Raw genomic sequence first — 25,374 nt, 5'->3', positions numbered from 1 at the left:
CTCTGCCGGGACATCGCGCCACGCGACACCGGTCCGCAGCACGTACATGACACCGGCCAGTGCCGCCCGGTCGGGAACTCGCAGCCGCCCGGGGTAGCGACGGCGTCGTTCGGGCGCGGGCGGCAGCAGCGGGGCCACCCGCTCCCACAGGTCGTCAGGAACAAGATCAGCACGCACTCTGGACACCCTGCCGACCAAGATCACCCAGCACAAGACCCGCAACTCAACTCATTCTGAAACGATCAGTTAGCCGCCGTCGCCCCGAGCTCAACGGCCGATCATGCAAGGCGCTCGGCTGGAAAACCTCAGCCGAGCGCCTGCATAAACTGCCCACCGCCTAGGTCAAACGGCGCATTCCGACGACTAGAAACCGCCACGGTCGGCTAAGTTTCTTCCGCACAACGGTAGGGCCGTTCTTCCCTGCATCCGGGACTCTCTCAAGCGTCGACTATCCTCTTAACGCGTTTCAGAATCCGTAAGGCGCGGAATGAATTCCAAATTCTCGAATTCAAAGTTCGCCTGCGCAATTGCCTCGCGCCGCGTAGGGTGATACGTGTCCGTCAACACTTCCCAATCCGCAGAACAGTAGAACAGGTAATAATCATCGTCTCCGTCGTATCGTGCGATCGCCAGGTTGGAGAGCTTTCCCTCGAGGCCGTTAACGGAGTGCCTGGTCCGGCCGGTAGGCCGCTGCGCGCCTTCCACCCGGGCATACAGCTCGACTGAGGCTCCGTCAAGAATGGCTGGCACAGCTACACTCATGGGCGAATCTCCACACTCGTATTCTCGACCACTCGGCCATTTTCAACGGCTTCAAAGTGGATGTGGTGATTTTTAGATTTAACCTCATGCTTTCCGTAACGAACTACACGATTTCCATCACGTGATGTGTACCGACCATCTCCTGTTTCTTGGTACCCATCCCCAAGCCAACGCCCGGCAAGGTCCATGGCTTGGTCTTCATTAATGGTTCCACCAGCATACTCTGGAGCACGTCCACGAGGGCTGGGCGCAACCTGTGAGGTGGTGGTTTCACACTTCCCTCCGGAATTGTGAACCAATACCGGCGTGTGCCCCGCCAGCACATAATAGGTGTGGAGGGCCGCGACCGTGAGGTTATGCGTGGTCAGGTGAGCCAGATACATGTGAATTCGGCTCAGGGTGACGAGGTTACCGTCTGCGTTCCGGAGCTGTGTCCCGGGCGTGAGCTCGGCTGCATCACGCCACTGCTTGTCGGTCTCGGACCAGAAGGGGTGGTGATCGGTGGTCGTGATCGTCTGCGGGCCATAGCTGGTGTCGATAGTGAGGTCGACGTAGTTTTCGTCGTCCTCTGTATGGATGGTGGCGGTCACTGGCTCCGAAATGGTCTCGCCCGTTTCGGGATCGGTGGCTATTACTGCGTCCCCATTTTCGAGTTCTTCAATGGGCACACTGCTGCCATCAGCGAGCAAGACGCGCGTTCCGGAGACGAAACTGTTGCACTCCTTTGGCTTTTCTTGGCCTTTCTCCCGCAAGGCCTTTGGGTTTTTGCCGAGGAAAAGTCCAGTAAGGCCCTTCTCCATGCCACCGCCGTATTCCAGCTCTGCGTACATGCCCTGGCCCATCATGTACATCATGGTGTCGGCCGAATTTTCGCAGGTAATGCCGTCCTGATCGCAGAGCTGGTGCGATATGTAGGAAACAACCGGCACCGAGCTGGGCGAGCAGGGGCCACTGCTGCTGTACATGCAGTTCGATACCCAGTTGTACTTCTCGAAGAGATTAGGCTGCTTCTTCTTCAGCTTTGCGAAGGCGTTGTCGAGGACCTTCTGACTGGGGTAATAGAACTTGGTGGGCCCAATCTCGATATATTGTTTCTTTTTAGGGTAGTAGTATTCCTTAGGCCCAACTGAATGATTCTTTTCCACCGTTTTGCAGCCGCCGCAGCCGCCGCTGTCGATCCAGCCGCTCGATTCCCCCTCGATCAGGTGGAGGCCGGAGGGGTCTGAATTTCCGACCGGGTTTCCATTGGAATAGGTGTATCCGTTCATCTGGAGCGGGTCGGTGATGTCGATGATCGGGTCGACGGAGATGAAGCGGCCCGTGGCGGAGTCGTATTCGCGGGCGCCGATGTGGGTCAGGCCGGTGGTGTTGTCGTCGTTGCCGGTGCCGAGGAAGGTGCGGCTGCCGAGCCAGTTGGTGGGTTGAGCTCCGCGCGGGTTGCCGTACGGGTCGGATTTGCGGCGGGTGACCGTCTGGCCGGTGTTCTGGTCCACCGAGGTGGTGGCCGTGCCGTGGTGGTCGGACAGCTGCACGCTCATCACGTGGCCGGTGGTCATCGCCTTGGTACGGCGGACCGTGGTGGGGCCGCCGGGGCTGCTGTAGTAGCGGACCGCGTCGACCGCGTCGCCGCTCTTGTTGACGGTGATCTCGGATTCGCCGAGGTAGAGGGTGCGGCTGCTGCCGTTGTCCTCGATCAGGCGGTTACCGGAGGCGTCGTAGAGGTAGGTGGTGGTGTTGGTGAAGCTCCACTGCTGGTTGGCTCCGCCGCTGCACGCCCCCAGTTTGAGATCGGTGCCGGCGGCTTCGTTGGCTCCGGGGACGTCGACGCACTGGCCGGTCGCCGGGTTCTGCAGGCTCTTGTCCGCGGCGCGGTAGACGAATTTCTGCTTGTCGCTGCCGTCACAGGTGGAGATGTTCAGCGTGCCGGCGGCGTTGGTGAGGCACTTGCCGAAGACCCTCGCGGTGTCACCGGTCAGGCGCCACTGCTGTGCCTTGGTTTCGTTGCAGTACCAGATCTGGACCGGGGTCTTGTCCGGGTCCAGGCCGCCCTCCACGTCGAGGCACTTGCCGCCCAGGCCGGTGATCGCGGTGGCGCCGATGCCGGGGCTGCTGGCCGAGATGACCTTGTTGCGGCGGTCCCAGTCCAGGGTCTGGGTGTCTCCGCCGATGGTGCGGCGGGTGGTGTTGCCGGAGGTGTCGTAGCCGTAGGTCGACTGAGAGTTGATCGTCTGGCTGGGCTTACGGGTGACCGCGTCGACCTTGGTGAGGGCGTGCGGCTGGGTCGTGGTGGTGGGTTGGGTGCCGTTACCGGTGACGGTGACGCCGTAGGTGTACGTGTACTCGTCGTCCAGGGACGCGTTGGTCAGGTCGTGGTCGACGAGCTTGGTGCGGTTGCCGATGGCGTCGAAGGAGTACGACTGCCAGTAGCCGTCACCGTCGGGACCGGGGGTCACGTCGTTCAGGGACGGGCCGGTGCAGCTCTCGGTCTTTCCGGTCCAGGCCTGGGTGAGCTGGCCCATCGGGTCGTAGGCGTAGCACTGGCGGTCGGTGCGGCCGCCGGGCTGGCTGTCGGTGACCGAGGTGATGTTGCCCGCGGGGTCGTAGTTGTAGGAGACGTCGCTGATGCGGTTGGGGTTGGCGGTCTCCCGGTCGGTGATGGAGTGGGAGACCTGGCCGGTGTTCGGGTTGTAGGCGTTGGTGGTCCACACGCGCTGCGGCGCCGCGCCCGAAGCGGTCCGCAGGATTTCGCCGAAGGGGCTGTAGACGGTGTCGGCCGTGTACCAGGACAGGCCGGACATCGTGATGGGCGAGCCGTCGCCGTTGTAGCGGGTGACGAGCTTCTCGGCGGCGAGGCCGCCGGGGGTGGCCGGGAGGGTGGTCGACTGGATCTTGCCGGTGGGCGTGTAGGTGACGCCGTAGGCGTAGCTGCCGGCCAGGCCCTTGGCGGCCGGGACGTCCGGGATCGTGATCTTCGATCCGGTGGGGCGGTATTCGGTGTCGTAGCCGGTGACTTCGCTGGTGAACGGCTTGCCGTCGTAGTAGCGGGTCGAGGCGACGGGCTGTCCCTTGGCTCCCGGGAGGGAGTCGAAGGTCCAGGATGCGACGAGGGGGCCGTTGGCGGCGTCGTCGCGGGTTTCGGTCTTGCGGCCGAGGACGTCGTACGTCGTGTACTGGGCGCGGCCGGCGGAGTCCTTGGTCCAGATCTGCTGGTCGAGGTTGTTGTAGCCGAACTCGGCCTGGCCCATGTCCGGGTCGTTGGACGAGGTCATGCGGCCGCGGGCGTCGTAGGCGTAGGTCCAGTTGTTGCCCGCCGGGTCGGTGACCTTGGAGAGCTTGTTGCGGACGTCGTAGGTGTAGCTGGTGGTGTTCCAGGTCGTCAGGTCGGTGGACGTGGCGTACTGGACGAGCGCCGTGCGGCCGAGTGCGTCGGTGATGGTCTTGGTGGCGCGGCTGCCGCTGAGCGGTGTCGTGCCGTCGGCCGACATCGCGGTGCGGGAGAGGGTCCAGTCGCCCTCGTAGCGGGTGGTGGTGGAGTATTGGGGGACGTCCGCGAAGAGGGTCGTCGTGCGGACCGCGCGGCCGAGGCCGTCGTAGGCGGTCTTGGTGGAGTTGGGGACCTGGAAGACGGATTCCGGGACGAAGATGTGCTTGTCCGGGTCGCCTTCCGCGTAGTAGCCGTTGTTCGTCTGACGGACCGTGCCGTCGGCGCTGTAGAAGGTGTCCGTGATCAGGCGGCCGCCGCCGAGGGCCTTGTCCTGGGACTGACGGGGCCGGAGCTGACCGTCGTAGATCACGACGGAGTCGATGTAGGTGCCGTTGTCCTGCAGCGTGCTGCTGGTGACGACGGGGGGCTCGTGCGCGACGATCTGGTAGGCGAAGGTGTACGCCGCCTTGTCGGTCCCCGGCTTCTGCGAAGGGGTCCAGACCGCGGTGGTACGGCCGAGGTTGTCGTAGGACGTGGTGACTTTGCGGCCGTTGGCATCAGTCCCTTCCAGGACACTGCCGCGGCCCGGGTCCCCCTTCGTCACCTTGGTGTGGCCGGCGGAGTTCGTCACCGTGGTGCTGAAGACCGGTCCGGTGGTCGGGCTGTAGGCCGTGGATGCGGTTCTGCCTGATGCGTCGTACACCTTCACGACGCGTCCGAGGACGTCGTACTCGCTGCGTGCAGAAGTGATCCATCCAGTCCCGGCCGCGTCGTTGCTGTCGACTTGGTATGGCAGACCCTTGACCGGAGCGGTACCGAAGGCGTTCAGCGTGTCGTACGAGGTGCGCGTGTCGGAGAGCATCGTGGCGGTTGCGGATTGCGCGCAATCGCCCACGGTGAGCCGGACTCGCTGCGGGAGCCCGATCAGGTACTTGGCGGTGTTGTGAACGTAGGTGGTGCTGGAGCACTTCTGGTCGCTGGTCGTCCAGCCGCCCGTGCCATTCGGGGTGAGTGCCTCAGTCTGCGTCGTCACTGTGAGGCCGTAGATGGGCTCGAAGCCGGTCTTGGTGCGGGTCATGCGCGTCGCGCCACCGCTGATCGTCTCGATCTTGTCGACACGAGGGCTGGTGACCCGGTACGCCTCGAGCGGGGTAGTGCCATCGCGCGGCCGGCTGGCGGTCTTCTGGTTCGCGGACCAGGTCAGGGTGCGGGAGATTACGTTGCCACCGGACTTGGTGTACGTGATGTTTTCGAAGGCGCGGCCTTGGTAGGGAGAGAGGTCCTCGCCCAGGTCTTCCGTGCCGGTGGAGTCCTTTACCGTTATCTTCGGACGGCCGGCGTCGGCGGACATGCCGCGGAAGTAGCGGGTGCGGGTCTGGGACTGCTCGGTTGCGTCCGCCGCGCCTGTGTTGGCGGTGGCACCCTTCTTGACCACGACGCTCGCATATCCGCGCCATTGATTGTACGTACGCAGTTCGGGCTTGGAGAACTCATCGGTGTCCTTGGCCCAAGCGGCGTCGCCCTCGTAGGTGTAACTGGTGACCACTTCGGCCTGGCGGGCCACCCGGTCCTTCTCTAGGACCCGGTCGACGACGTACTTGTTGAACCACTGCAGCGGAGGGGTTTCCAGCTCCGGGTCGGGTGACCAGTGGACCGGGTAGCAGCGGGTGGTGTTCTCCTCCGGCTTCGGGTGGGTTCCGCCCACCGGGCAAGGGTCGGAGTAGTCGGCGTAGACCTCTCCACCAGTCTCCGTACGGATGGTCTCGACACGGAGCCGGTCAAAGTCCGGGGTGGCGTCGCTCGCGCCGGTCGCAACCCGGTTGGGCATGTCCTGGATGTTGGCGAGGAAGGAGACCGGTGGCAGCGTGGTGCTCAGCTGATTGCCGTTCTCATCCTTGCGGGTGCCGTATCCCGTGCGGGTGATGGATTCCAGCCACAGCGGCGGGTGGGTGTCCGTGCGCTGCTTGGGGAAGGACTGGGTGAGGTTCCACCGGTCGACGAGGTCCAGGGTGGTGGACCCTTCGGTGCGCTGACCGAATGTAGTGACGCTGGCCAGTCGCTTACGGGTCCAGAATGTTGGCGAGGAGTTGTAACAGTCCTTTGCGTCGGCCTTGCAGTAGAGCGTGGAGGGGGTGTCCCACCAGGGCTGCTTGTCACCGTAGTTCTTCGACTCGAACTCGGTGTCCGAGCAGGTGGTCTTGCCTTCCTTGATGCATCGCTCGTCGACCGTGAACGCGACCTTGCCGCCCGGGGCGCCGGAGAGGTTGTCGGAGCGCAAACCGTAGGTGATCTGGGTGGGGTAGCCGGCGCGGTCGTAGGCGACCTTTGCCTTCTCCTTCTGATTCTTCGCGTAGCTGTTGGTTTCCTTGGCCCAGTCGATGATCATCGCGTTGCCATGGACGTCCTCGGCGTAGTCGAGGTTCCACCGCCAGCCCTGTGTGCAGGACGAATCTGCGTAGGCGGTCTGGTAACAGGGCTCGCCAGGGTGGTTACCAAAGACCGGCACGGCCAGAACGGAGTTCGTGACCGGTCGGATGCCCGCGCCGTCCACGTCGTGGCGTCCGAAGTAATAGCGCGTACCGTCGCGCGTGGTGATGACCCAGTACTCACCGTCCTTCGCACCGTTGGGGACGGACGCGTCCGTCTTGTGCTCGATTTTGGAGCCGTCGTCGGAGGCCGGGATCCACTGGCCCGTGGTGGCGTCATGGACCAGTTCGGTGGTGTTGCCGCCAAACGACATCACCACGTTGTCGCCCGACCAGCACAGGTCGCCCTTCTTCTTGTCCGTGGCGTTGTCGTTGTTCGGCTTACCTGAGGTCGCCTTCAGGTCTTGAGAGCAGGAGCGGTAGCGGCGTTCGATGAAGCCCGGGTTGTAGTCCCAGCCGTCGCCGATCCAGGACGCCTGGCTGTTGGCTACCGAGGTCTTACCGTCTACGGACTGCGAGGAGTACGAAAACGCAATTTTCGGAGCGGGGCCGGCTGGCGTCGGAGGCACGGTCAGCGGGTAGTTCCAAGAGAACCCACCGCCGCTGCTACCCGCGGTCCAGCTGCCCGACGGGGACAACGGGGTGGCCTTGTATGTGCCACCCGCGCCGGAGCCCGAGTCGGACGCCGCGAGGACCATCGGGCCACCGCCTCCGACTGCCATCGTCCGCAGACCCTGGCCCGGCGCGGTGGCCGGGTCGACGGTGGCGCGGACGGTGCCAGTGCTCGGGTCGTTGGTGCTGGGGACGTCCTTCGCGGTGGTGCATTCGGGGGTGTCCGGGGTGGTCAGGAAGCACTCCGGGAGCTGTTTCAGTTCCAGGCGGGTGGACCACTCGGTGCCGAAGAGGTCTTCGAACTTCTTGTAGTCCAGCTGGACGTCGACGGGCGTCGAGCCGGTCGCCGGAGGCGTGACTTTGATGATCGCGCCGTCAACGGCGACAGCCTCGGTGGCCGTGCGGGCCTCGACCGATACGCCCCAGGTGCCCGACGGTTCGGCCGGGGTGGGGTTCGATTCGGTCGGCGATGCCTTGCCGATGCTGACCGGCAGCGAGCCGGCCTGCACCAGCTGGGTTCCGGTGGCCGGGCTCAGCGCGACGTTTGCCGATCCGGCGGCGGGCGGAGCGACCTTGGACGGCTCGTAACCTGCGGGCGGTTGGACGGGTGCGCCGTCCCAACCTTCGAGTTTGGCTGCGGCGACCTTGTCGAGCTTGGCCTTCATCTCCTGTTGGAGGCCGGGCAGGTCGACCCCGTCGCGGTCGCCCGGTGGCGCGGCCCAAGCCGCGGTCGGCAAGAGACTGGCGACGAGGAGCACCGAAAGCGTGACTCCGGTGCGTCTTGCCATGCGACTGCGCACGGCACGCGCCTTCCCATTTCTGGGCAGGCGGAAGTTGTGCGCCGAGAACGGCGACATGTGGACCCCCCCACGCTCTGCCAGCCGCGCCTGAGGCAGACGGGTGGCAGGAAACTGACAAATTAGAGATTGATTCTGCGCGTAAAGACGACATGAAATCCATAGCCCGATCACCTATGTGGCCATGATCACTTTACTGATCTTAAATAATAGCAGGTAAGCCGCATATTGGTTCATTCGGGGCACGATTGGAGGGGGTGCGGGGGTGACGAATCAGGCGTGATGATTCATGCTCACCTCGCACATTTACGCGTGGAGGGCGAGTGGGGAGCGGACCCTTCATTTCCGGCCGAGATGGCCGCTTTACCGCTAGTACCAAGGGTGTCGTTCGCGCGCCCGAGGGGGGAGAAGATCAGCTTGTCTACCAGTGAATCAAAGGATGAGAGTTCACCAACTCCGCAATCGCATGCGGCAGTTGCATCGATCGGCCAGCGCCCGAAGCGTCGCCGGGCCGTCGGCGCGCTGGCCGCCCTGCTGGCCGTAGCCATTGCGGTGCCCGTCGGATTCCAGCTGACGAAGAGCGCGCCGAAGAGCGCTGCGAAGCCGCAGGCCGAGACGGGGAAGCCGGTCACCGCCGCTCAGGCGCGTCAGCAGGCGAAGGAGTCCGGCAAGGAGGTCGAGGTCACCGCCGACCGGACGGCGAAGATCACGACGTGGGCGCAGCCGAGCGGCCAGTTCAAGGCTCGGGTGTACAGCGGTGCGATCCGAGCCAGGGTCGGCAATGACTGGAAGCCGATCGACACGAACCTGCAGCGGGTGGAAGCCGGTTACGCTCCCAGGGCGGTCAACGAACGGCTCGTGTTCAGCGCGGGCAGCAAGCCCGCCGCCGCTTCCGGGGCCGGGACTGCCGAGAGCCCGCGGGCCTCGCGCTCCACGTCGCGGGGCACGCTGTCACAGGCCGCGTTCAGCACCGCCGCCACCACGCTGCCGAACGCCCTCACCGCTCCCGCCCCCGATGCTGTCTGGACCGAACTCGTACGCCTTAGCGTCGATAGCCACGACATCGTCGTGAGCTGGCCGGGAGCCCTGCCGGAGCCCGTCATCGACGGCCCGCGCGCGTTGTACGAGAACATCCGCCCCGGCATCGACCTGCTGATGACGGCCCAGAACGGTGGCTACTCCCACCTGGTCATCGTCAAGAACAAGCAGGCGGCCGCCGACCCTCTGATAGGCGAGCTGAACTACCGTCTCGCCTCCCCCGACCTGAGCTTCGTCCTCGACGAGCCGTCCGGCGCCATCAGCGCCCGCAACGCCAAGGGCGAAGAGGTCGCTGGCGCACCCACCCCCTACATGTGGGACAACTCCGGCAAGGTCATCACCACCGAAGGCGAGGCCCAGCCCACACCCGGGCCCGCGGCCAAGGACCACCCCTCGCTCGGCCTGTCAGGCATCCGCGGCGCCGAAGGGGCCCACGCCGTCGCCGCCAAGGCGGCCCTCGCCACAGCGGACAACACCAACACGCTCAGCATCACGCCGGATGCCGGCCTGCTGAACGACGCCGACACCGTGTACCCCGTATTCATCGACCCCTCATTCCACTCGCGCGGCTGGACCCTCCTCTACAAAACCGCCGGGTCTTCCAGCTTCTTCAACGGCCAGAACTATAATGCGGGCGGCACCAACGAGGCCCGCGTCGGTTACGAATCGACCTCTGGCGGCACCTCCCGCTCAGTATTCAATTTCGACTTCGATAGCACCCTGAACGGCGCTGTCATCAGATCTGCATACCTGCATGTCCTGCAGACCTATTCGTGGTCGTGTGAGGCGAAGCCCTTCGACGTCTACAACACCCCTTACATCAGCAGTTCCAGCACGTGGGACAACACCAACAACAACACCTTCTGGGGCAAGCGCGTCGGTGGCGGCAATGCCGGGCACGGGTACAACAGTTCCTGCCCGGACAATTGGACCATGGTCGACGTCAAGAACACCATCACGGAGGCCGCAGCCAACAGGTGGCAGGCCGTATCCCTGGGCCTGCGCGCACCGAACGAATCGGACTCCTATCTCTGGAAAAAATTCCAGGCCAACAGCGACATGGCCCCATTCATCGATTATGAATTCAACAGGCCCCCGGACACCCCCCTTCAGGCCAATATGAGCAGCTCCCCCGGCGGCCCCTGCGTCACCCGTGAGCCTTTCACCAAGGTCGGCAAGACCCCCGTGACTCTCAGGGCCAAGGCCACCGACGGCGACGGCAACCTGAAGAAGATTCAGTTCCGTGTCTGGTCCTCTGACGGCACCCAGTCCATCGCCACCGACACCATCGACACCGACACCGACGGCGTTGCAACGACCGAGATCGGCTGGGACCGGTTCACCCCGGGCAAGACGTACGCCTGGCTCGCCCAGGCCATCGACACCACCGGCTGGTGGTCCGGCAGCGGGCCCAGCGACTCCGGCGGCGGCGGATGGTGCACCTTCACCGTCGACCACACCGCCCCCAACCCCCCGGCCGTGCGCTCCGACGACTTCCCCGCTCCCGGCCCCGACGGCGCCGAGTGGAGCAAGAACACCCTCGGTCCCGGCAAGGTCACCATCACCGGCGGTGGTACCAACGCCGCCGATATCCGCGAGTTCCAGTGGGCGCTCAACCACCCCGTCTACAACCAGAAGGCCGTGCCCGCGGCGGGCCAGGACGCCGTCACCCTCGACATCAATCCGGACAACAGCGGCCCGAACGTCCTCTACGTCCGTACCGTCAACCAAGCCGGGAACATCTCCACCCCCACCGTCTACCTCTTCTACGTCCGTCCCCGGGCTGGTCAGGACAGGTCGAATGACGCCACCGGTGACGGCTACAGCGACACCTTCGCCATCGACGGCTCGGGCGACCTGCGCATCTACGCCGGAGACAGGACGGGCGACATCGACGCCTGGATGCCCGCCGCCACCGACGCCGGCAAGCCCATCCCCAGCGGGTACTGGAAGGACCCGGTCAGCGGCAAGAGCGCCCTCATCACCCACTCCACCGACTGGTTCCCCGGCGACGGCCTCACCGACCTCATCGCCCGGATGCCCGACGGCAAGCTCTACGTCTACCCCGGCGACGGCAACGGCCGCGTCGACATCAGCCGCCGCCTCGAGATCCTCCTGCCTGCCGGTTCGCCGAACCCCGCCACCTTCAGCCAACTCGTCGCGGGCGACGACGTCACCGGTGACGGCATGCCCGACTTCTTCGCCCTCGCGGACAACGGCGACACCTTCTGGGCCTTCACCGGCTACACCGGAGCCAGCTTCAGCGCCGTCAAGCAGATCGGCGGCGCGGGCTGGAAGCAGCGCGACATCGTCGGCGTACGCGACATCTCCGGCGACGGCGTCGCCGACCTGATCTTCCGCGACGAATCGATGCCCAGCCGCGGCCTCGCCCTGCGCAAGGGCAAGCCCGGCGCCACCGGCGGAGTCGACCTCTCCTCGCTCTCCACCGAAGCCGCCTCCAACGGCGCCCAGGACATCACCTACGGCACCACCGGCTGGAGCCGCGCCACCTGGCCCCTCCTGCGCGGCGTCCCCGACGTCAGCGGCGACGGCATCCCCGACCTCTACCTCACCAACACCAACGGCATGATCTACCTCTACAAGGGCGGCACCACCGCCCTCGGCACCGGCGGGAACGTCGAAGAAGACGGCTGGAACACCTTCCCCGCTATCGGCTGATCACGGATCCGGATCGTCGTCCGGATCGTCGACCGCGGATCACAGCCGCAGACATGAGGGGCGCCCGGCCGGACCATCCGGCCGGGCGCTCCGCCGTAACGACCTCCCGCCCTCGACCGGCCGACGACTCGGAGCGTGCCGGTAGGGTGTGGGACCCCCGACTCCCGCGAGGAACCAGGACGGCCAGTGCCAGCACCTCACATACCCGTCGACACGCTCGACCGGACGCATCGGACTCACCGGGCCCGCCGGGCACCGCAATCCGACAGCACTGGTGACCACCGGAGCAAGGGAAGTCCGCGAGCGGTGTGGGCCTCGTGGCGGCGCGCCCAAGGCGCACTGCTCGTACACATCGCGCTGCGGCTGGTGGGCGTCGGCGTGGTCGCCGCCTGGGGACAGCGCAAGGGCATCGGACTCCACGAGATCCTGGCGACGCGATGGGACTCGGTCTACTACCTCAACATCGCCGACCACGGTTACTCCAGCGCCATGGTCCCGGCGTGCCACATCGGCGGCCCGACCTGCAAGCTCGCCTTCTTCCCCGTCTACCCCCTGCTGACGCGCGGGCTGTCGGCCGCCACCGGAGTGCCGGCCGACTGGGCGGGCTGGGCCATCTCCCTCGTCGCCTCGGTGCTCGCCGCCTGGGGGATCTTCGCCGTGGCGGAGAAGCTCCACAGCGCCCGCGTCGCCTTCTTCGCCGTCGCGCTCTACGCGGTCGTACCCCACGCCCTGGTCCTGTCCATGGCGTACACCGAGCCCGTGTTCATCGCCCTGAGCGCGTGGGCCGTGTACGCCGTACTCACCCGCCGCTGGCTCACCGCCGGGATACTGGCCCTGCTGGTCGGCGCCACCCGCCCCTCGGGCGCCGCGGTCGTCGCCGCCGTCGTCCTGTGCGCGCTGTGGGCCCTGTACACCGGACGCGAGCGGCGCGGCGCGCGCCGGCCGACCGCCCGGCTGTGGGTGACCGTACTCATGGCGCCGCTCGGCTGGTTCGCCTTCTTCGCCTGGGTCGGGCACCGGATGGGCCGCTGGGACGGGTACTTCGTCGAGCAGAGCCAGTGGGGCTCGACCTTCGACGGCGGCGTCTACACGGCGCAGCGCCTGCGCGAGCTGGTCACCCAGTCCGGCCTCACCCTGAACCAGATGGTGGTCTCCACCACCGTCGTCACCGCCCTGGTCCTGCTCGTCCTGCTCTCCCGGCAGCGCCCGCCCGCCGTCGTCTGGATCTACACGGCGGTGCTCGTCCTCATCGCCGTCGGAGGAGCCGGCTTCTTCCACTCGAAGGCCCGCTTCCTCCTCCCCGCCTTCCCCCTCCTCTTCCCCTTCGCCGTCGCCCTCGCACGCGCTCGCAAGTCGACGGTGTACTGGATCCTCGGTACCGCGACAGCCGCCTCGGCCCTCTACGGCGGATACCTGACGCTCGTCTGGAACCGGTCTCCCTGAGAAGGCGCAACGCCCAGCGGTCGCTGCGCCTCGCCGGGCAGAAACGGCTACGGCGGCCGCCACCATCCGGCCGGCACGCGATCACACGCAGGTCAGGGGCCATGCACCAGCCTGCAACTCCGGGCCGCTCTGAGCGTGTCGAACTGGCGCACCACAGTGCGAAGGGATGCCCGCGCGAGGGGACGCCGACCCCGAACGCAGCCCGCAGGTAAGCGAAGCGGCCCCCGACGAATTGCTTCGACACGACGCCAGCGGCAGGGCAAGCTGGGCGCACGACCTACGGAATCGAGTCCCACCTCGCCCGGTGAGCGCCGAGGAAGAGCGCGCTGCGCTCACTCCCCCGCTCGCCCTGTACGACCTTGCCGCGCGGCAGCTGCGCGCGTCCCCCCATGGGCTTCCACCCCGGCGCGCCTCCTCAGTCCCCCGGGCGTCCGAGGCGGCCGGTGATGCCCGGCTCTCTCAGGACGAGGCGAAGAGCGCCGTCCGCGAGGCACTGAGCCCGCTCCCCGAGGGCCCCGCCGCTCTGTACCGCCGCTTCGAACGACTCGGTGTCCAGGGGGGCCACCACCTCCATCTCACCCGGTCCACCGTCGCCGGATTGTCACTGGCGGCCGACCAAACGGAATCGGCCCGCGCCCTGGGCCGTCAGCTGGTCCGGACCGGTACGACGGCGCCCGCCGTCGCCACGGGCCTTGCCCTGCTGGTCCGCCTCGGCGAGCCCGAGGACGTCCCGTACCTCAGGGTTCTCAGCCTGTTCAGGGAATTCAGGCGCTCTGCGGTGGAAGCGCTCTACGTCCTCGATCGTGAGACCGCGGCCACCGTGTGGCTCGGGCTCTACGCTCGCCATGACGCACTCCAGCCGCTCGTCCGCGCCCTGTGGAATGGCGATCAGCAGGCCGTGCGGCCTGAGCTGGTCGCGTTCCCGGCTCCACCCCACGTCCTGAACAGCAGCGTCGCCCGTCGCATCGCCGAGGCCTCCCGGCTGACCGAGCTGCTCGACCGCCACCCCCACGACACCGGCCTGCTCGCCCGCGCGGGCAGGCTGCTCGTCCGCATGGGGTGCCCCGGTGACGACCCAGACGCCCTGCTCGCGTACCGCGATGTGCTGCTCGTGTACGACCTCGTCGTCACACGAGCACGTCTGCTGCCGCCCACCCTCGACAACGCGGCCATGCTGCTGTCGCTCGCCCTGGACCTGTCCAGTGGCACCGGCGTACTGCTGGCCTGGCCGCCGGGACGGCGCGCGGCACGGCTGGAATCACTCGGACGGCTTCTGGCCGAACCCCGATGGGCCGCGGCGGGTGCGACCGCGAGCGAGGCGGACGAGCGGCGGCGGGCCGACTGGATCCGCCGCACCGGCCGCCGGCCGTTCAGGCATCCGGTCACGCCCGACAGGTTCCGTATCGAGGTGGTGGCCGGCGACCCCGCCGACCAGGTGCCCGTCGAGACGCGTGTGCTGGTCGATGGACGGCCGGTGGTTCCGGCGGCGTTCGGGCGCGGACCCGCGCAAGGCCCCGAGTACCTCCTGGACGCCGGTCGGCTGCGGGCCGGTGCGGAGCCCCGCGAGGTGCAGCTCGCGGAGGCCTCCTGCACGGAGGGCTGTTGCGGGGCGCTCTACGTCACCATCCGACGCGACGCGGACCAGGTGGTGTGGGAGCACTGGCGGCAGAGCCTGCCGGGCGTCCGCGATCCCACTGCCGCGATGGCCGCCCAGCGGTTCGGTGCCGCCGTCTACGAGGCGGAGCTCGCCCGGGCCGAGACCGAGTGCTCCTGGTCCTAGCGGACTCGTACCATCGCCCGTCTGATCAAGGCGGGGCTGGTCGAGGACCCTGACGTGCTGGGCCGGTGGGACGCGAGCCGAGGGTGGATCAGGCCCGATGTCGATGACCCCGGCACCGTCGTGGTGACCTTCTGGTACGTGCCCGGGCTGGCGTCCGGCAGTCCGGAACGGGCCGACCGCCCGCTCCAGTTCCGCTGGGTCGTCCCGGACAACGGCACCCCGCCCGAGGCACAGGCCGCCGCTGCCTTACGCAGACTGGCCGAAGAGGACCCGAAGACCTACGGCCAGGTGTGCGGCGGCAGCCGTGAACGGGCCGAGGAACTCGGGTTCCGCTGGTCTGACAGCTGCTGACCGGCCCCCACGGGCCGTCAGCTGCTCGCCGCTGCCTTCCCGTTCGCATCCCCTCCCCTTCGCCATTGTCCTCGCGCGCCCGCAAAATCGACGGTGTACTGGATACTCGGTACTGCAACAATCGCCTCGGCCCTCCACAGCGGATACTCACGCTCGTCTGGAACCGGTCTTCCTGAGAGGGTGACGCGGATCAGAATCCGTAGGGCGCGGGACGAACTCCACATTCTCGAATTCGAAGTTCGCCTGCTCTATTGCCTCCCGTCTCGTGGGATGACACGTGTCCGCCAACACTTCCCAGTCAACAGAACAATAGAACAATAGAACAGGTAATAATCCGGATCTCCGTCGTACCGTGCGGTCGCCAGATAGGAGAGTTCTTCCTCGAGGGTGTTAAGCGAGTGCCTGGTCCGGCCGGTAGGCCGCTGCGCTCCTCCTATCCGCGCATCAAGCTCGACTGAGGCACCGTCAAGGGTGGCCGGCACCGCGATATTCATGGGCGAATCTCCACACTCGTACTCTCGACAGGCAGGCATGTATGAGCCGACCTTGCGTCGATGCTCGACGTTAAGCCTGCGCCCAAGGCGTGCGGTCCGGGCGGCGTCGCCGCCACCAGCCGACTGTAAGCCCCTCCACGGAGCCGCCTGCCAGTTCTCGGTGAAGGCTTTCTGACGGGTCTTCCTCGGTCGCCGCTGCGAACCGCCCGTCCAACTGCTCCAAGGCTTTGGCCAACAGCTCGGCGACGTCACGGGGCAGGCGGGGGCCGATGCCGGCGAGTTCGTCGCGGGCCTCCAGCCGTTCGCGATAGAGATCGGCCGGGTACCAGCCTGACGGCGCCCACCCGGATTCCATCTGCGTGATGAGCCGCTCCCACACGATCAGGTTGCCCCTCGCGGACCAGATGGGGCTCCCGATCTCGTCTTCAAGACCGAGTTGCGCCAGGCCCGAGGCGGCCTGTCGCATTACTTCGACCGAGGTTGCGAACGCCTCGGCCACAGGGGTGTCCGGCCGCTGCTCCCTCACGATCTCGGCGAATCGCGTCACCACGGCTCGAGGGAGCAGGGGCACCGGCGCCTCGACGGCGGTGACCATGTAGAGGGGAAGCTCGTCGTCCGAGAGTTCGAGCCGTGCACGCGTGAGGAGGCCGTCCGGCGTCACGGCCCAGTAGGCGCTTGGGGGCGCCTCCGCGGCGGGGTACAGGACGGTCGTCGTCGCGGCCTTCGCGAACCGCGCCGCGAGGTCGGCTTCGCTCGGCCGGTCCGCGGCCTCTCCCTGGACGTAGATGTCGAGGGACAGGGCTACGTCGCCCTGGACCGATCTGTACTCACATGCGACGGGCGCATCCCAGTTGCGGAGGTCGGGGTCGCCGTCAGGGCCGGCCACTTCCACGTCAACGGTCTCGATGCCCAGGCATCCGGCAAGTGCGGCGCCCATGGTCTGCGTGCTGATGGCGCCGACGGCAAGGAGGTTGTAGGTCACTGGTACGCCCCGTTGCCGCTCGTGGCCACCTTCCGGTCCGCGTCCGCGTTGGCGTTCGCATCAGCCGGTGAGTGGGTGACCGCGTCCGCGGAGAGGTGGGGGGCCATCTCCTCGAGGTCCGGGTGGGTGGCGGCGACGGTGCGCAGGATGCGGATGAGGCTCTGGGGTTCCAGCGGGCGGCCGTTGACGGTGGTGAAGAGGTGAGTGGTGTGATCGCGGCCGGTGGCGCGGTGCGGTAGGTACTCATCGATGGCGCGGACCGTGTCCCGGTGGACGGGCTGAAGGCGAGTGGCGTCGGAGGCGGCGTTCTTCTGGGGGACGTCCCAGGTGGTGCGGTGCTGCTCCTGGTGGCGGCCGGTCAGGCGCATGGCGGTGATCTGGCCGGGGCGCAGCACGTCGTCCTCGCTGTGGCGGCCCCACAGGTAGTGGTTGAGGGCGAGGTAGACCAGGGCGCGGGCGCGCTGGGGGCCTTCGCGGCGGGTGCCGGGGTAGCGGTCGGCGGCCTGGGCGAGCCAGCGGCACTGGTCGGGCGTGAGGAGTTCGCGGCCCGGCAGACCCGCGGCGAAGTTGCCGCCGCGCTGGAACTGCAGGGATTTCGGTCGTACGAGCCCGGGCCCGCCCGCGGCTGCGGGAGTCTCCGCCCAGCGGTAGAAGGACCGTACGGCCCCGCAGGCGGCGTCCCGGGAACGGGCGGCCGAGGCGTAGCCGATGGCCCACTCCTGGAGCGCGGTCGGCGTGGGCCGCAGGTACAGGCCGGGTTCGGGGCGGCCGTCGTCGCCGCAGCCGATGGTGAGCCAGTGCAGGAGGGCGGGGCGGTAGTGCTCGAGGGCCTGGTAGCTGAAGTGACCGGAGGCCTCGGAGTTGGGGCCGGCCAGCCACTCCTCGACCAGCGCGGTGACGTCGTGTTCCATGCGGACACGCTACCGAGACCACGATGAGGCGGGCCGAGGCCCTCCGGGTAAGCGAGCGGCGATGCGCCATAAGCGGATTTTCGCCAAGGTGGACCTTGAAATTTGGAAACTCGGGTGCTCGAACTTGGCCAGGCGCCTAGCGTTGCGTCGGATTTCGAAGATCGACATCCCAAGTTGGCTGTTATGCCCGGAATTCGGAGAGTCTTGTGAGTGAGATGCCTACGCACGTTGCCTTGTATGTGCCGGCTGCCAAGCCGCGGAGCGAGCCGTGAGGCGCACTGCGAGGCTGATGGCGCTGGTCCTCATGGTCGTTCTGTCCGCATGCACGGAGACGGCTGAGGAGCACCCCGTCAGTGTGGCTCGCCCCAGTCCGGAGTCGACCACTCCCGTTCGACCCACCGCGACCACCACGGCTGCGCCGGAAGCCGCGATGGCTTTGGCGGAACGCTATCGAAAGGATGGAGGAGACTCGGATGTGTATTCCATCCAGAAGGAAGATGCCCCAGGTGGCTTCCCTCTGCTGATTATCCGTACACGCAATCCTGGTAGAGACAATGAAAGCTTCCGCAAGCTTACGGAAACCGTCGTCTCCTTCTTCTCGAGAAAGGAAGGACTTGCATTGAGCCGTGGCTACCTGATGGATGTGTTCGGCCCAGACGGCTCGCTCCGTCATCGCTGGGATACGACTCCTTGACCAGACGGAAGCCGGTACGCCCCGGACGACCACCAGCGGTGAAGCGCGGCTGCTTACGCCGAGGCCGCTGAGCGTCGCTTGTCCTCGACATGGATGACGTGAAGTTCCGTGCCGTCACGGTGGCGCTTGGAACGTCCGAACAGCCCGACCGTGATGTGCGAGGCATCCCCAGGTTCATCGGGGCCGACGTATGTATCGCGCGGCGCGCTCTGGCCGACGTGGTGGGGGATCCGGAGGGTGGGCTCTCCTACTTCGAGGACATCGTGTGGCTTCTTGAACGATGCGGCGTCACAGTCGTACTCCGCTGAGCCGCCGCCAGAGCGCCTACGACCTCGGCACTGGCCCGGCATCGCCATGACGAAGGCGCTTGCCCGGTCACAGCAGCCGCTGGTCCAGCGTCAGCGTCGCCAGGCCGGCCGGGCCGTGGAGGTGGAGGACCGGGCCCTCCGGGCCCGTGCCGAACGCCAGGGCGTGGACGGGGGCACCGGTGAGCAGGGTGTGCCTCAGCTCGCCGGTCAGGGGGTCCCAGATGCGGACGCCGCTTCGGTCCCCCGAGGCCAGCAGGGTGCGGCCGTCGTCCAGGGGGATCGCGGCGAGCGCCAGGGTGTCCGGGGTGCGCCTGTGGGCGACCGGGGAGCCGTCGGCGGTGTCCCAGAGTTGGATGTCAGTGGAGGTCGCGGCCGCCAGCAGCGTCCGGCCGTGGGACGGGAAGACGCACGGGCGCAGGAAGAGCGCACCCCGCCGGCCCGGGGGTCTCAAGGTGGTGACGGTGCTTCCGGAGGTGAGGTCGACCAGAGCGATGCCCCTGCTCCCCACCACAGCGATCACGATGGTGGTGCCGTCCGGCGTGGGGACCGGCGCGAGCGACTGGGGGGAGCCGATACCCGGGCCGAGCATGAAGGAAGAGTCACTCTCCACCCCGCTGACCGGATCCCACACCACGGAACGGATGCCCCGCTCCGCCTCCCACCAGACGACCATCGGCAGGCCGTCCGTCGTCGTGCTGGTGAGGCACGTCGGCAAGTAGGTCGTGGGGTTTCTCTCGACGACATGAACGATGTCCCCCGACACGAGGTCACAGATCGACCACGTGCTGCGGCTCTCGACCGCGACGAACGCCGTACCGGCGGGTGAGGGGATCGGCTCGACCGCCAGGACGGGACCGACGTCCAGATGCTTCACCAGGCGCCCCGTCACCGCGTCGCGGACCTCCAGACGGGGGCGGGTCTTGAGCTGACGGCCGACGTGGACCTCGACGCGGGCTCCCAGGACGACGACCTCACCGGTCCCTCCGGCGCCCGGATAGACCGAGCGGCACAGCGGCCACATCTGGCGCCGTCGGGACAACACCAGTGAGGGCCCCTCGTACAGGGTTTCCGCCAGCCTCCGCCGACTCCGAACCTCATTCTGAAACGATCAGTAAGTCAAGCACCGAGCAGCATCAGTGTGTGAGGCCAGAGGTCGTCGAGCACCGCGGGGTCGTTCTTGAGCTTGGCGAAGAGAACCATGCCCTCCAGCTGGGCGACGAGGGCCCGGGCGGTCGACATCGAAGCCCGGTCTGTCGGGATTGCGCCCTCGGCTGCCGCGTCCGTGAGAACGGTGGCGACCAGTTGGATCTGTTCGTCGAAGATTTCCTTCAGACGGGCCTGGATGTCCGGTTCCCGGGTGCTTAGCTCCAGGGCGAGGTTGCCCAGGAGGCAGCCGTCGACCGTGCCGGAGTCTTCTTTCATCCGCCGCTGGACAGCAGCCATGGCGTCGAGCAGCCGCCGCAGCCGGTCGAGGGCGGGCGCGGGGACGGACAGCTCCCCGACCCAGCAGCTTCGCTCGCCCTGCCAGTAGGCGTCGACGACCTCGACGGTGAGGGCCTGCTTGGACTCGAAGAAGTGGTAGAAGCTGCCCTTCTTCACCTCGGCGTGGGCGCAGATCTCGGCGATGCCGAGACTGTTGTAGCCGTGGCTGCGCATGAGTTCGCCGGTGGCTGCAAGGAGCCTTGTGCGTGCCGTGCTGGTGCGTCCCATGAGGCCACTATACGGGCGGTCAACTATCCGGAGCGTTCCTGCAGTGGATTTTTAGTTGACCGGTCGTCTAGTGTTCGGCAGGTCGGCAGGCAACCGGCTCGCCGCGCTCTAGGAGGCACCCCCATGGCTGCACCCCCGATCACCGTCGCCATCGCCCATCACAGCGGGTACGGACACACCGCCCGTCAGGCCGCCGCCGTCGCCGAGGGCGCGGACTCCGTGCCCGGCGTCCGCGCCGATCTGCGGGACGTGTCGGTCCTCGACGAGGGCCTATGGACCGCCCTCGGTGCCGCCGAGGCGATCGTCTTCGGTTCCCCCACCTACATGGGCTCGGCCTCTGCGGTCTTCCAGCGCTTCGCTGAGGCGAGCGCGCCGGTCTGGGCCGAGCGGGGCTGGCAGGACAAGCTTGCAGCCGGCTTCACCAACTCCGCCGGGGTCAACGGCAACAAGGACAACGCCCTGCTGTCGATGACCGTGTTCGCCGCCCAGCACGGCATGGCCTGGGTGCTGCTGGGTCTGCCGCCGGGCTGGATCTACTCCTCCAACGGCAGCCCTGAGGACCTCAACCGGCTCGGCGGCTTCGTCGGCGCCATGGCCCAGTCGCCCTCCGACCTCGGTCCGGAACAGGCACCCGGCACGGCCGACCTGCGCACGGCCCGGCACCTGGGAGAGCGCGTCGCACGGGCTGCGTTTCGTCAGGCCCTGGGTCGTGAGGCCGAGCTCGCCTCGGCGGTGACCGGATGAGACCGGGACGTCTCGGCGAGCTTCTCGGCATTGAACTGCCTATCATCCAAGGGCCGTTCGGCGGCGGACTTTCCTCCGTCGAGCTGGCCGTGGCGGTGTCGGAGGGCGGCGGGCTCGGCTCGTACGGGGCCCACATCCTCTTCCCGGAGGAGATCGGGGACCTGGTAGCACGGCTGAAAGCGGGCACGGACCGGCCGTTCGGGGTGAACCTGTGGGTTCCGCTCGATGGTGAATCCGAACTCCGGCCGTCCGAGACGGACCTGGCCGCTCATGTGGCGCGGCTGCGGCCGTACTACGAGGAACTCGGCATCCCCTCCCCCACCGCCGCAGACGTGGCCGCCGGGCCGGACTTCGACGCGCAGGTGGATGCCCTGCTCGCCGCCGCCCCGCCGGTCATCAGCCTCGTGATGGGGCCACCGCCCCGACGTCTGGTCGAGGAGACCCGGCGGCTCGGCATCGCGCTGATCGGTACCGCGACGACCGTCGACGAGGCCATCGCCCTGGAGGCCTCGGGCGTGGACGCGATCGTCGCCTCCGGCAGCGACGCGGGCGGCCATCGGGGAGCGTTCCTGAGGCCCATGCGGGAGTCCCTGGTGGGCACGTTCTCGCTGGTCCCGCAGGTGGCGGATGCGGTCACGGTGCCTGTGATCGCCGCGGGCGGGATCGCCGACGGTCGCGGCGTCACCGCAGCCCTCGCTCTCGGCGCGGACTCGGTCCAGATCGGCACCGGCTTCCTCGCCTGCCAGGAGTCGGGAGCGAGCGCGGTCCATAAGGCGGCTCTCGGCACCCCCGAGGCCCGCACGACGGTCTTGACCCGTCTGTTCTCGGGCCGCACAGCCAGGGGCATCCCGAACAGCTTCGTCCGCGACATGGCAGCCCACGAGGACCACGTACCGCCGTATCCCGTACAGAACGCCCTGATGCAGCCGATCCGCCGGGCTGCGGGGGCTCAGGGCCGGCCCGAGTACGTGAACCTGTGGGCCGGCCAGTCGGCAGCCCTGGCTCGGGAGTCGCTGACGGCGGGCTCGTACCTCGCCGACCTCGTCAACGAGGCAGACAGGCTGCTGAGGAGCTGATGGCTTCGCCGTTGCCGGTCGGGCGGTGGATCTCGGGTAGGCGTTGCCATCCCTGAAAGGAGCAGTCCCTGAGGCACTGTCACCTTCTTCCATCGCCTGACGGCTCGCCAGTCGACTGCCGCAGTAAATGCCGGATTTACTGCGACAGAACCCCTACGGTGGTCACCACGACCTGTGGCGGGGTATTTCGGCCGCCGGTGCGGAGGCGCGCTCCGGCTGCCGCGCGCCCGGGTGGTGCCCCTGTCCGCCCTACCCCCGTCGTACACCGCGGCGGTCGAGCGATACCTCACCGGCGCGGGCATCGCGAAGTCCTCCGCGCGGATCTACCGGATCTCGCTGACGACGTGGGGGTGGATGCTCGCCGGCGAACCGGCGCCGACCGGACCCGCCCGCCGGGGCGCGAAGCCGCCCGTCTTCCCCGTCACCGCGATCGACGACCCGGCCCTGCCGGAGGTGCTGGCCGAGCTGGCGGCGGCGCGGGCGGACGAGATGGACGCCGACACCGTCAACCGGGAACTGTCCATCGCCCGCAAGGCCATCGGCTGGTGGCAGCGCCAGGGCTGGATCGTCGGAGAACCGACGATCGGCATCGAGCGTCGGCCGGCACCACCCGACCGCCAAGGCCCTGGCCGAGAACCAGATCGCCGCCCTGTGGCGCCTGGACGTCGGGCTCAGGGAGAAGACGTTCTGGAAGCTCCTCTATGAAAGCGCCGCACGGGCAGATGAGGTGCTGTGCCTGAACGTGGAAGACCTGTACCCGCAGGACAAACGCGGGAAGATCACCGCCAAGGGCGGCGCGACCGAGTGAATTCACTGGCAGTCCGGCACCGCCCAGCTCCTGCCCCGCCTCATCGCCCGCCGCACCCGCGGCCCCCTGTTCCTCACCGACCGCAAGGCCCCCGCCGCAACACCGACGCTCGACGTCTGCCCGGAAACGAGCCGGGCCCGGCTCTCCTACCGCCGGGGCGAAGAGATCTTCGAGGAGAACACCCGACTGCTGGCCAACCCGCTCGCCTCACCCGAGGACATCGAGGACCTGGCCGGCTTCACGCTGCACCGGCTCCGCCGCAGCGCCCTCACCCACGACGCCGAGGACGGCACCTCCACCCCGATGCTGCTCGCCCGCTCCCGCCACGCCTCCGTCCGCTCCTTGGAGCGATACGCGCGGCCGGGCGTCGACTCGGTCGCCCGGCACGTCGCCGAACGCGACCCCGCCGCACGTCGGCGCACGTGATCCTCGCCGTTTGCGGCTGGTGACGATCCTGCTGGCCGATTCCGTTGCTGGGCGGTCGTGACGCTCGTTGGTCATGTAGCGGTCGTGTTCTTCCGTCTGCGGTCGCGGGGTGGGGTGCGGGGTGTCGATGCGGGCGCGGCCGTGGCCGCAGGTGCCGGAAACGACCGGGAGGGCAGCGCGGGCCGCGGCGGCGAAAGGGCCGTATCCGTTGGCGATGCGTGTCCGCGACGAGCTCGGCGAGTTGTTCGCGGATGTCGAGTTCGCCCAGGCGTTCGGGGTACGAGGCCGACAAGGGTGGTCGCCGGGGCAGCTGGCACTGGTGACGGTGCTGCAGTTCGCTGAGAACCTCACCGACCGGGCCGCGGCGCATCGGGTGCGGTTCGGAATGGACTTCAAGTACGCGCTGGGCCTGGACCTGGACGATCCAGGTTTCGACGCGTCGGTCCTGTCCGAGTTCCGCGCTCGTCTGGTGGCGCACAACCTGGAGGAACGGGCCTTGGACCTGCTGCTGGCCGCGTTGAAGAGCAAGGGCCTGGTGAAGGCCGGCGGGCAGCAGCGGACGGACTCCACGCGCGTGCTCGCCGCGGTGCGCAACCTGAACCGCCTGGAGCTGGCCGGCGAAACCCGACGTGCCGCCCTGGAGGCTCTGGCCTGCGCGGCACCCGGCTGGCTATCCGAGGTGGTACCGATCCCACAGTGGACAGAGCGGTACGGGCCGCGAATCGACTCCTGGCAGCTGCCTTCTTCCCCGGTCAAGCGCACCGAGATGGCACTGGCCTACGGCCAGGACGGCTTCGCGCTTCTGGAAGCTGCGCATACCGCAGGCGCTCCGGTGTGGCTGCGAGAACTTCCCGCAGTGCAGATCCTGCGGATGGTGTGGGTGCAGAACTACACGCGAACGGTCACCGAGACCGGGCTGGAGGTGCAGCGGCGGGAGAGCGAGGATCTCCCGCCGAGCAGACTGCGTCTGACCTCACCGTATGACCTGCACGCACGCTACGGCCTCAAACAGGGCTCATGGTGGACCGGCTACAAGGTTCACATCAGCGAGACCTGCGACCCGGAGGAGGAGATCCTCCCGGCTGTCGGCGGGACTGCTCTCGCCTCCGGATCGGGTGCGGCCGGCCCACTGCGCATCATTACCAACATCGCGACCACCGACGCCACCGTGACCGACGCGGAGATGACCGAGTCGATCCACCACATGCTCGCCGCCCGCGGCCTGCTGCCCGCCGAGCATTATCTGGACTCCGGCTACCCCTCCGCCGAGCTCATCGTCGGCATGAAGGAGGGCTTTGGCGTCACCCTGGTCACCCCGGTCCTGTTGGACAGCTCACCCCAGGCCCGCTCCGGTGCTGGCTTCGGTCGTACCGCCTTCGCCATCGACTGGGACAACCGGCAGGCCACATGCCCGCACGGACACACCAGCACCTGGTGGAGCCCCGCCGTCCAACGCGGTACCAAGGCCATCGTGGTCAAGTTCGACAAGGAGACCTGCCAGCCATGCCCGGTCCGAGACAAGTGCACACGGGCCAAAAACGGCGGCCGCACACTCTCCCTGCGCGCCCGCGAGCAGCAGCAGGTCCTCGATGAGGCTCGCACCCAGCAGACCAGCCAGGAATGGCGGGCCAAGTACGCCACCCGCGCCGGCGTCGAGGGCACCATCCACCAGGCCATGGCCGTCATCGGTATGAGACGCGCCCGCTACCGCGGCCTGAAGAAGACTCACCTGGAACACTCGTTCTCAGCGGTCGCGCTCAACCTCATCCGTCTCGATGCCTGGTGGAACGGCCGTCCCCTCGACCGAACCCGCACCAGCCACCTCGCCCGACTCGACCAGCAGGACTTCAACCTCACCGGTTGATCACGGGCCTGCTTGCAGAGAGACTGCGACTCATGAGGTTCACAG

At 67.5% G+C, this 25,374-nt stretch carries 17 protein-coding genes; 10 read left to right on the top strand and 7 right to left on the bottom strand.

The features are described from left to right. The 3 genes from AC0693_RS36580 to AC0693_RS36570 form a co-directional block, all read right to left on the bottom strand. Positions 1–177, bottom strand: a 177-nt coding sequence (locus AC0693_RS36580) for a transposase (protein ID WP_478804302.1), incomplete at its 3' end; no start/stop codon positions are given. Between the two features lie 279 nt (positions 178–456). After that, the gene (locus AC0693_RS36575; RefSeq protein WP_478804299.1) at positions 457–762 is read right to left on the bottom strand and encodes a hypothetical protein; all 306 of its coding nucleotides are present in this window, start codon (positions 760–762) and stop codon (positions 457–459) included. Beyond that, positions 759–8,024, bottom strand: coding sequence for a ricin-type beta-trefoil lectin domain protein (locus AC0693_RS36570; RefSeq protein WP_478804298.1), 7,266 nt, complete (start codon positions 8,022–8,024; stop codon positions 759–761). Before AC0693_RS36570 ends, AC0693_RS36575 begins: the two co-directional genes overlap by 4 nt. Before the next feature lie 549 nt (positions 8,025–8,573). On the opposite strand from AC0693_RS36570, the gene AC0693_RS36565 reads away from it, so the two are divergent. The 4 genes from AC0693_RS36565 to AC0693_RS36550 all read left to right on the top strand — a co-directional run bounded on the left by AC0693_RS36565 (position 8,574) and on the right by AC0693_RS36550 (position 15,312). Further along, a complete protein-coding gene (locus AC0693_RS36565) occupies positions 8,574–11,738 on the top strand; it encodes a DNRLRE domain-containing protein (RefSeq protein WP_478804297.1) in 3,165 nt (1,054 codons plus the stop codon). Between the two features lie 306 nt (positions 11,739–12,044). Beyond that, the gene (locus AC0693_RS36560) at positions 12,045–13,181 is read left to right on the top strand and encodes a mannosyltransferase family protein (RefSeq protein ID WP_478804296.1); all 1,137 of its coding nucleotides are present in this window, start codon (positions 12,045–12,047) and stop codon (positions 13,179–13,181) included. Positions 13,182–13,485: 304 nt separating this feature from the next. Beyond that, positions 13,486–14,961: a hypothetical protein gene (locus tag AC0693_RS36555; RefSeq protein ID WP_478804295.1), complete on the top strand. Its 1,476-nt coding sequence runs from the start codon at positions 13,486–13,488 to the stop codon at positions 14,959–14,961. A 54-nt stretch (positions 14,962–15,015) separates the two neighbouring features. Then, positions 15,016–15,312, top strand: coding sequence for a hypothetical protein (locus AC0693_RS36550; RefSeq protein ID WP_478804294.1), 297 nt, complete (start codon positions 15,016–15,018; stop codon positions 15,310–15,312). Positions 15,313–15,876: 564 nt separating this feature from the next. On the opposite strand, the gene AC0693_RS36545 is transcribed toward AC0693_RS36550, so the two are convergent. Beyond that, on the bottom strand, positions 15,877–16,788 hold the full coding sequence (locus tag AC0693_RS36545; protein ID WP_478804293.1) for a hypothetical protein: 912 nt from the start codon (positions 16,786–16,788) through the stop codon (positions 15,877–15,879). After that, complete coding sequence (locus tag AC0693_RS36540) at positions 16,785–17,699, bottom strand: hypothetical protein (RefSeq protein WP_478804292.1); 915 nt, start codon at positions 17,697–17,699, stop codon at positions 16,785–16,787. The genes AC0693_RS36545 and AC0693_RS36540 overlap by 4 nt, the downstream gene beginning before the upstream one ends. A gap of 475 nt (positions 17,700–18,174) precedes the next feature. Between AC0693_RS36540 and AC0693_RS36535 the strand changes: the two genes are divergently transcribed. Both AC0693_RS36535 and AC0693_RS36530 read left to right on the top strand, forming a co-directional pair. Next, positions 18,175–18,393, top strand: coding sequence for a hypothetical protein (locus tag AC0693_RS36535; RefSeq protein WP_478804291.1), 219 nt, complete (start codon positions 18,175–18,177; stop codon positions 18,391–18,393). 89 nt (positions 18,394–18,482) lie between these two features. After that, positions 18,483–18,701, top strand: coding sequence for a hypothetical protein (locus tag AC0693_RS36530; protein ID WP_478804290.1), 219 nt, complete (start codon positions 18,483–18,485; stop codon positions 18,699–18,701). A gap of 67 nt (positions 18,702–18,768) precedes the next feature. Here AC0693_RS36530 and AC0693_RS36525 read toward each other — a convergent pair whose 3' ends face one another. Together AC0693_RS36525 and AC0693_RS36520 are read right to left on the bottom strand one after the other, a co-directional pair. After that, complete coding sequence (locus AC0693_RS36525; RefSeq protein WP_478804289.1) at positions 18,769–19,743, bottom strand: WD40 repeat domain-containing protein; 975 nt, start codon at positions 19,741–19,743, stop codon at positions 18,769–18,771. A gap of 74 nt (positions 19,744–19,817) precedes the next feature. After that, entirely contained in the window at positions 19,818–20,411 is a 594-nt protein-coding gene (locus AC0693_RS36520; protein WP_069930951.1) for a TetR/AcrR family transcriptional regulator, read from the bottom strand. Between the two features lie 123 nt (positions 20,412–20,534). Between AC0693_RS36520 and AC0693_RS36515 the strand changes: the two genes are divergently transcribed. From AC0693_RS36515 to AC0693_RS36500, 4 genes are all read left to right on the top strand, one after another. Beyond that, positions 20,535–21,155: a flavodoxin family protein gene (locus AC0693_RS36515; protein WP_478804288.1), complete on the top strand. Its 621-nt coding sequence runs from the start codon at positions 20,535–20,537 to the stop codon at positions 21,153–21,155. Then, positions 21,152–22,231, top strand: coding sequence for an NAD(P)H-dependent flavin oxidoreductase (locus AC0693_RS36510; RefSeq protein WP_478804287.1), 1,080 nt, complete (start codon positions 21,152–21,154; stop codon positions 22,229–22,231). Before AC0693_RS36515 ends, AC0693_RS36510 begins: the two co-directional genes overlap by 4 nt. A 174-nt stretch (positions 22,232–22,405) precedes the next feature. Continuing rightward, positions 22,406–22,936, top strand: coding sequence for a hypothetical protein (locus AC0693_RS36505; RefSeq protein ID WP_478804286.1), 531 nt, complete (start codon positions 22,406–22,408; stop codon positions 22,934–22,936). 743 nt (positions 22,937–23,679) lie between these two features. Continuing rightward, the gene (locus tag AC0693_RS36500; protein WP_478804285.1) at positions 23,680–25,329 is read left to right on the top strand and encodes an IS1182 family transposase; all 1,650 of its coding nucleotides are present in this window, start codon (positions 23,680–23,682) and stop codon (positions 25,327–25,329) included. Positions 25,330–25,374 lie beyond the last annotated feature (45 nt).

It is taken from the genome of Streptomyces sp. NPDC043876, from assembly GCF_056435825.1.
The sequence above is the reverse complement of the archived record's forward strand: the minus strand, read 5'-3'. Positions and strand labels throughout refer to the sequence as shown.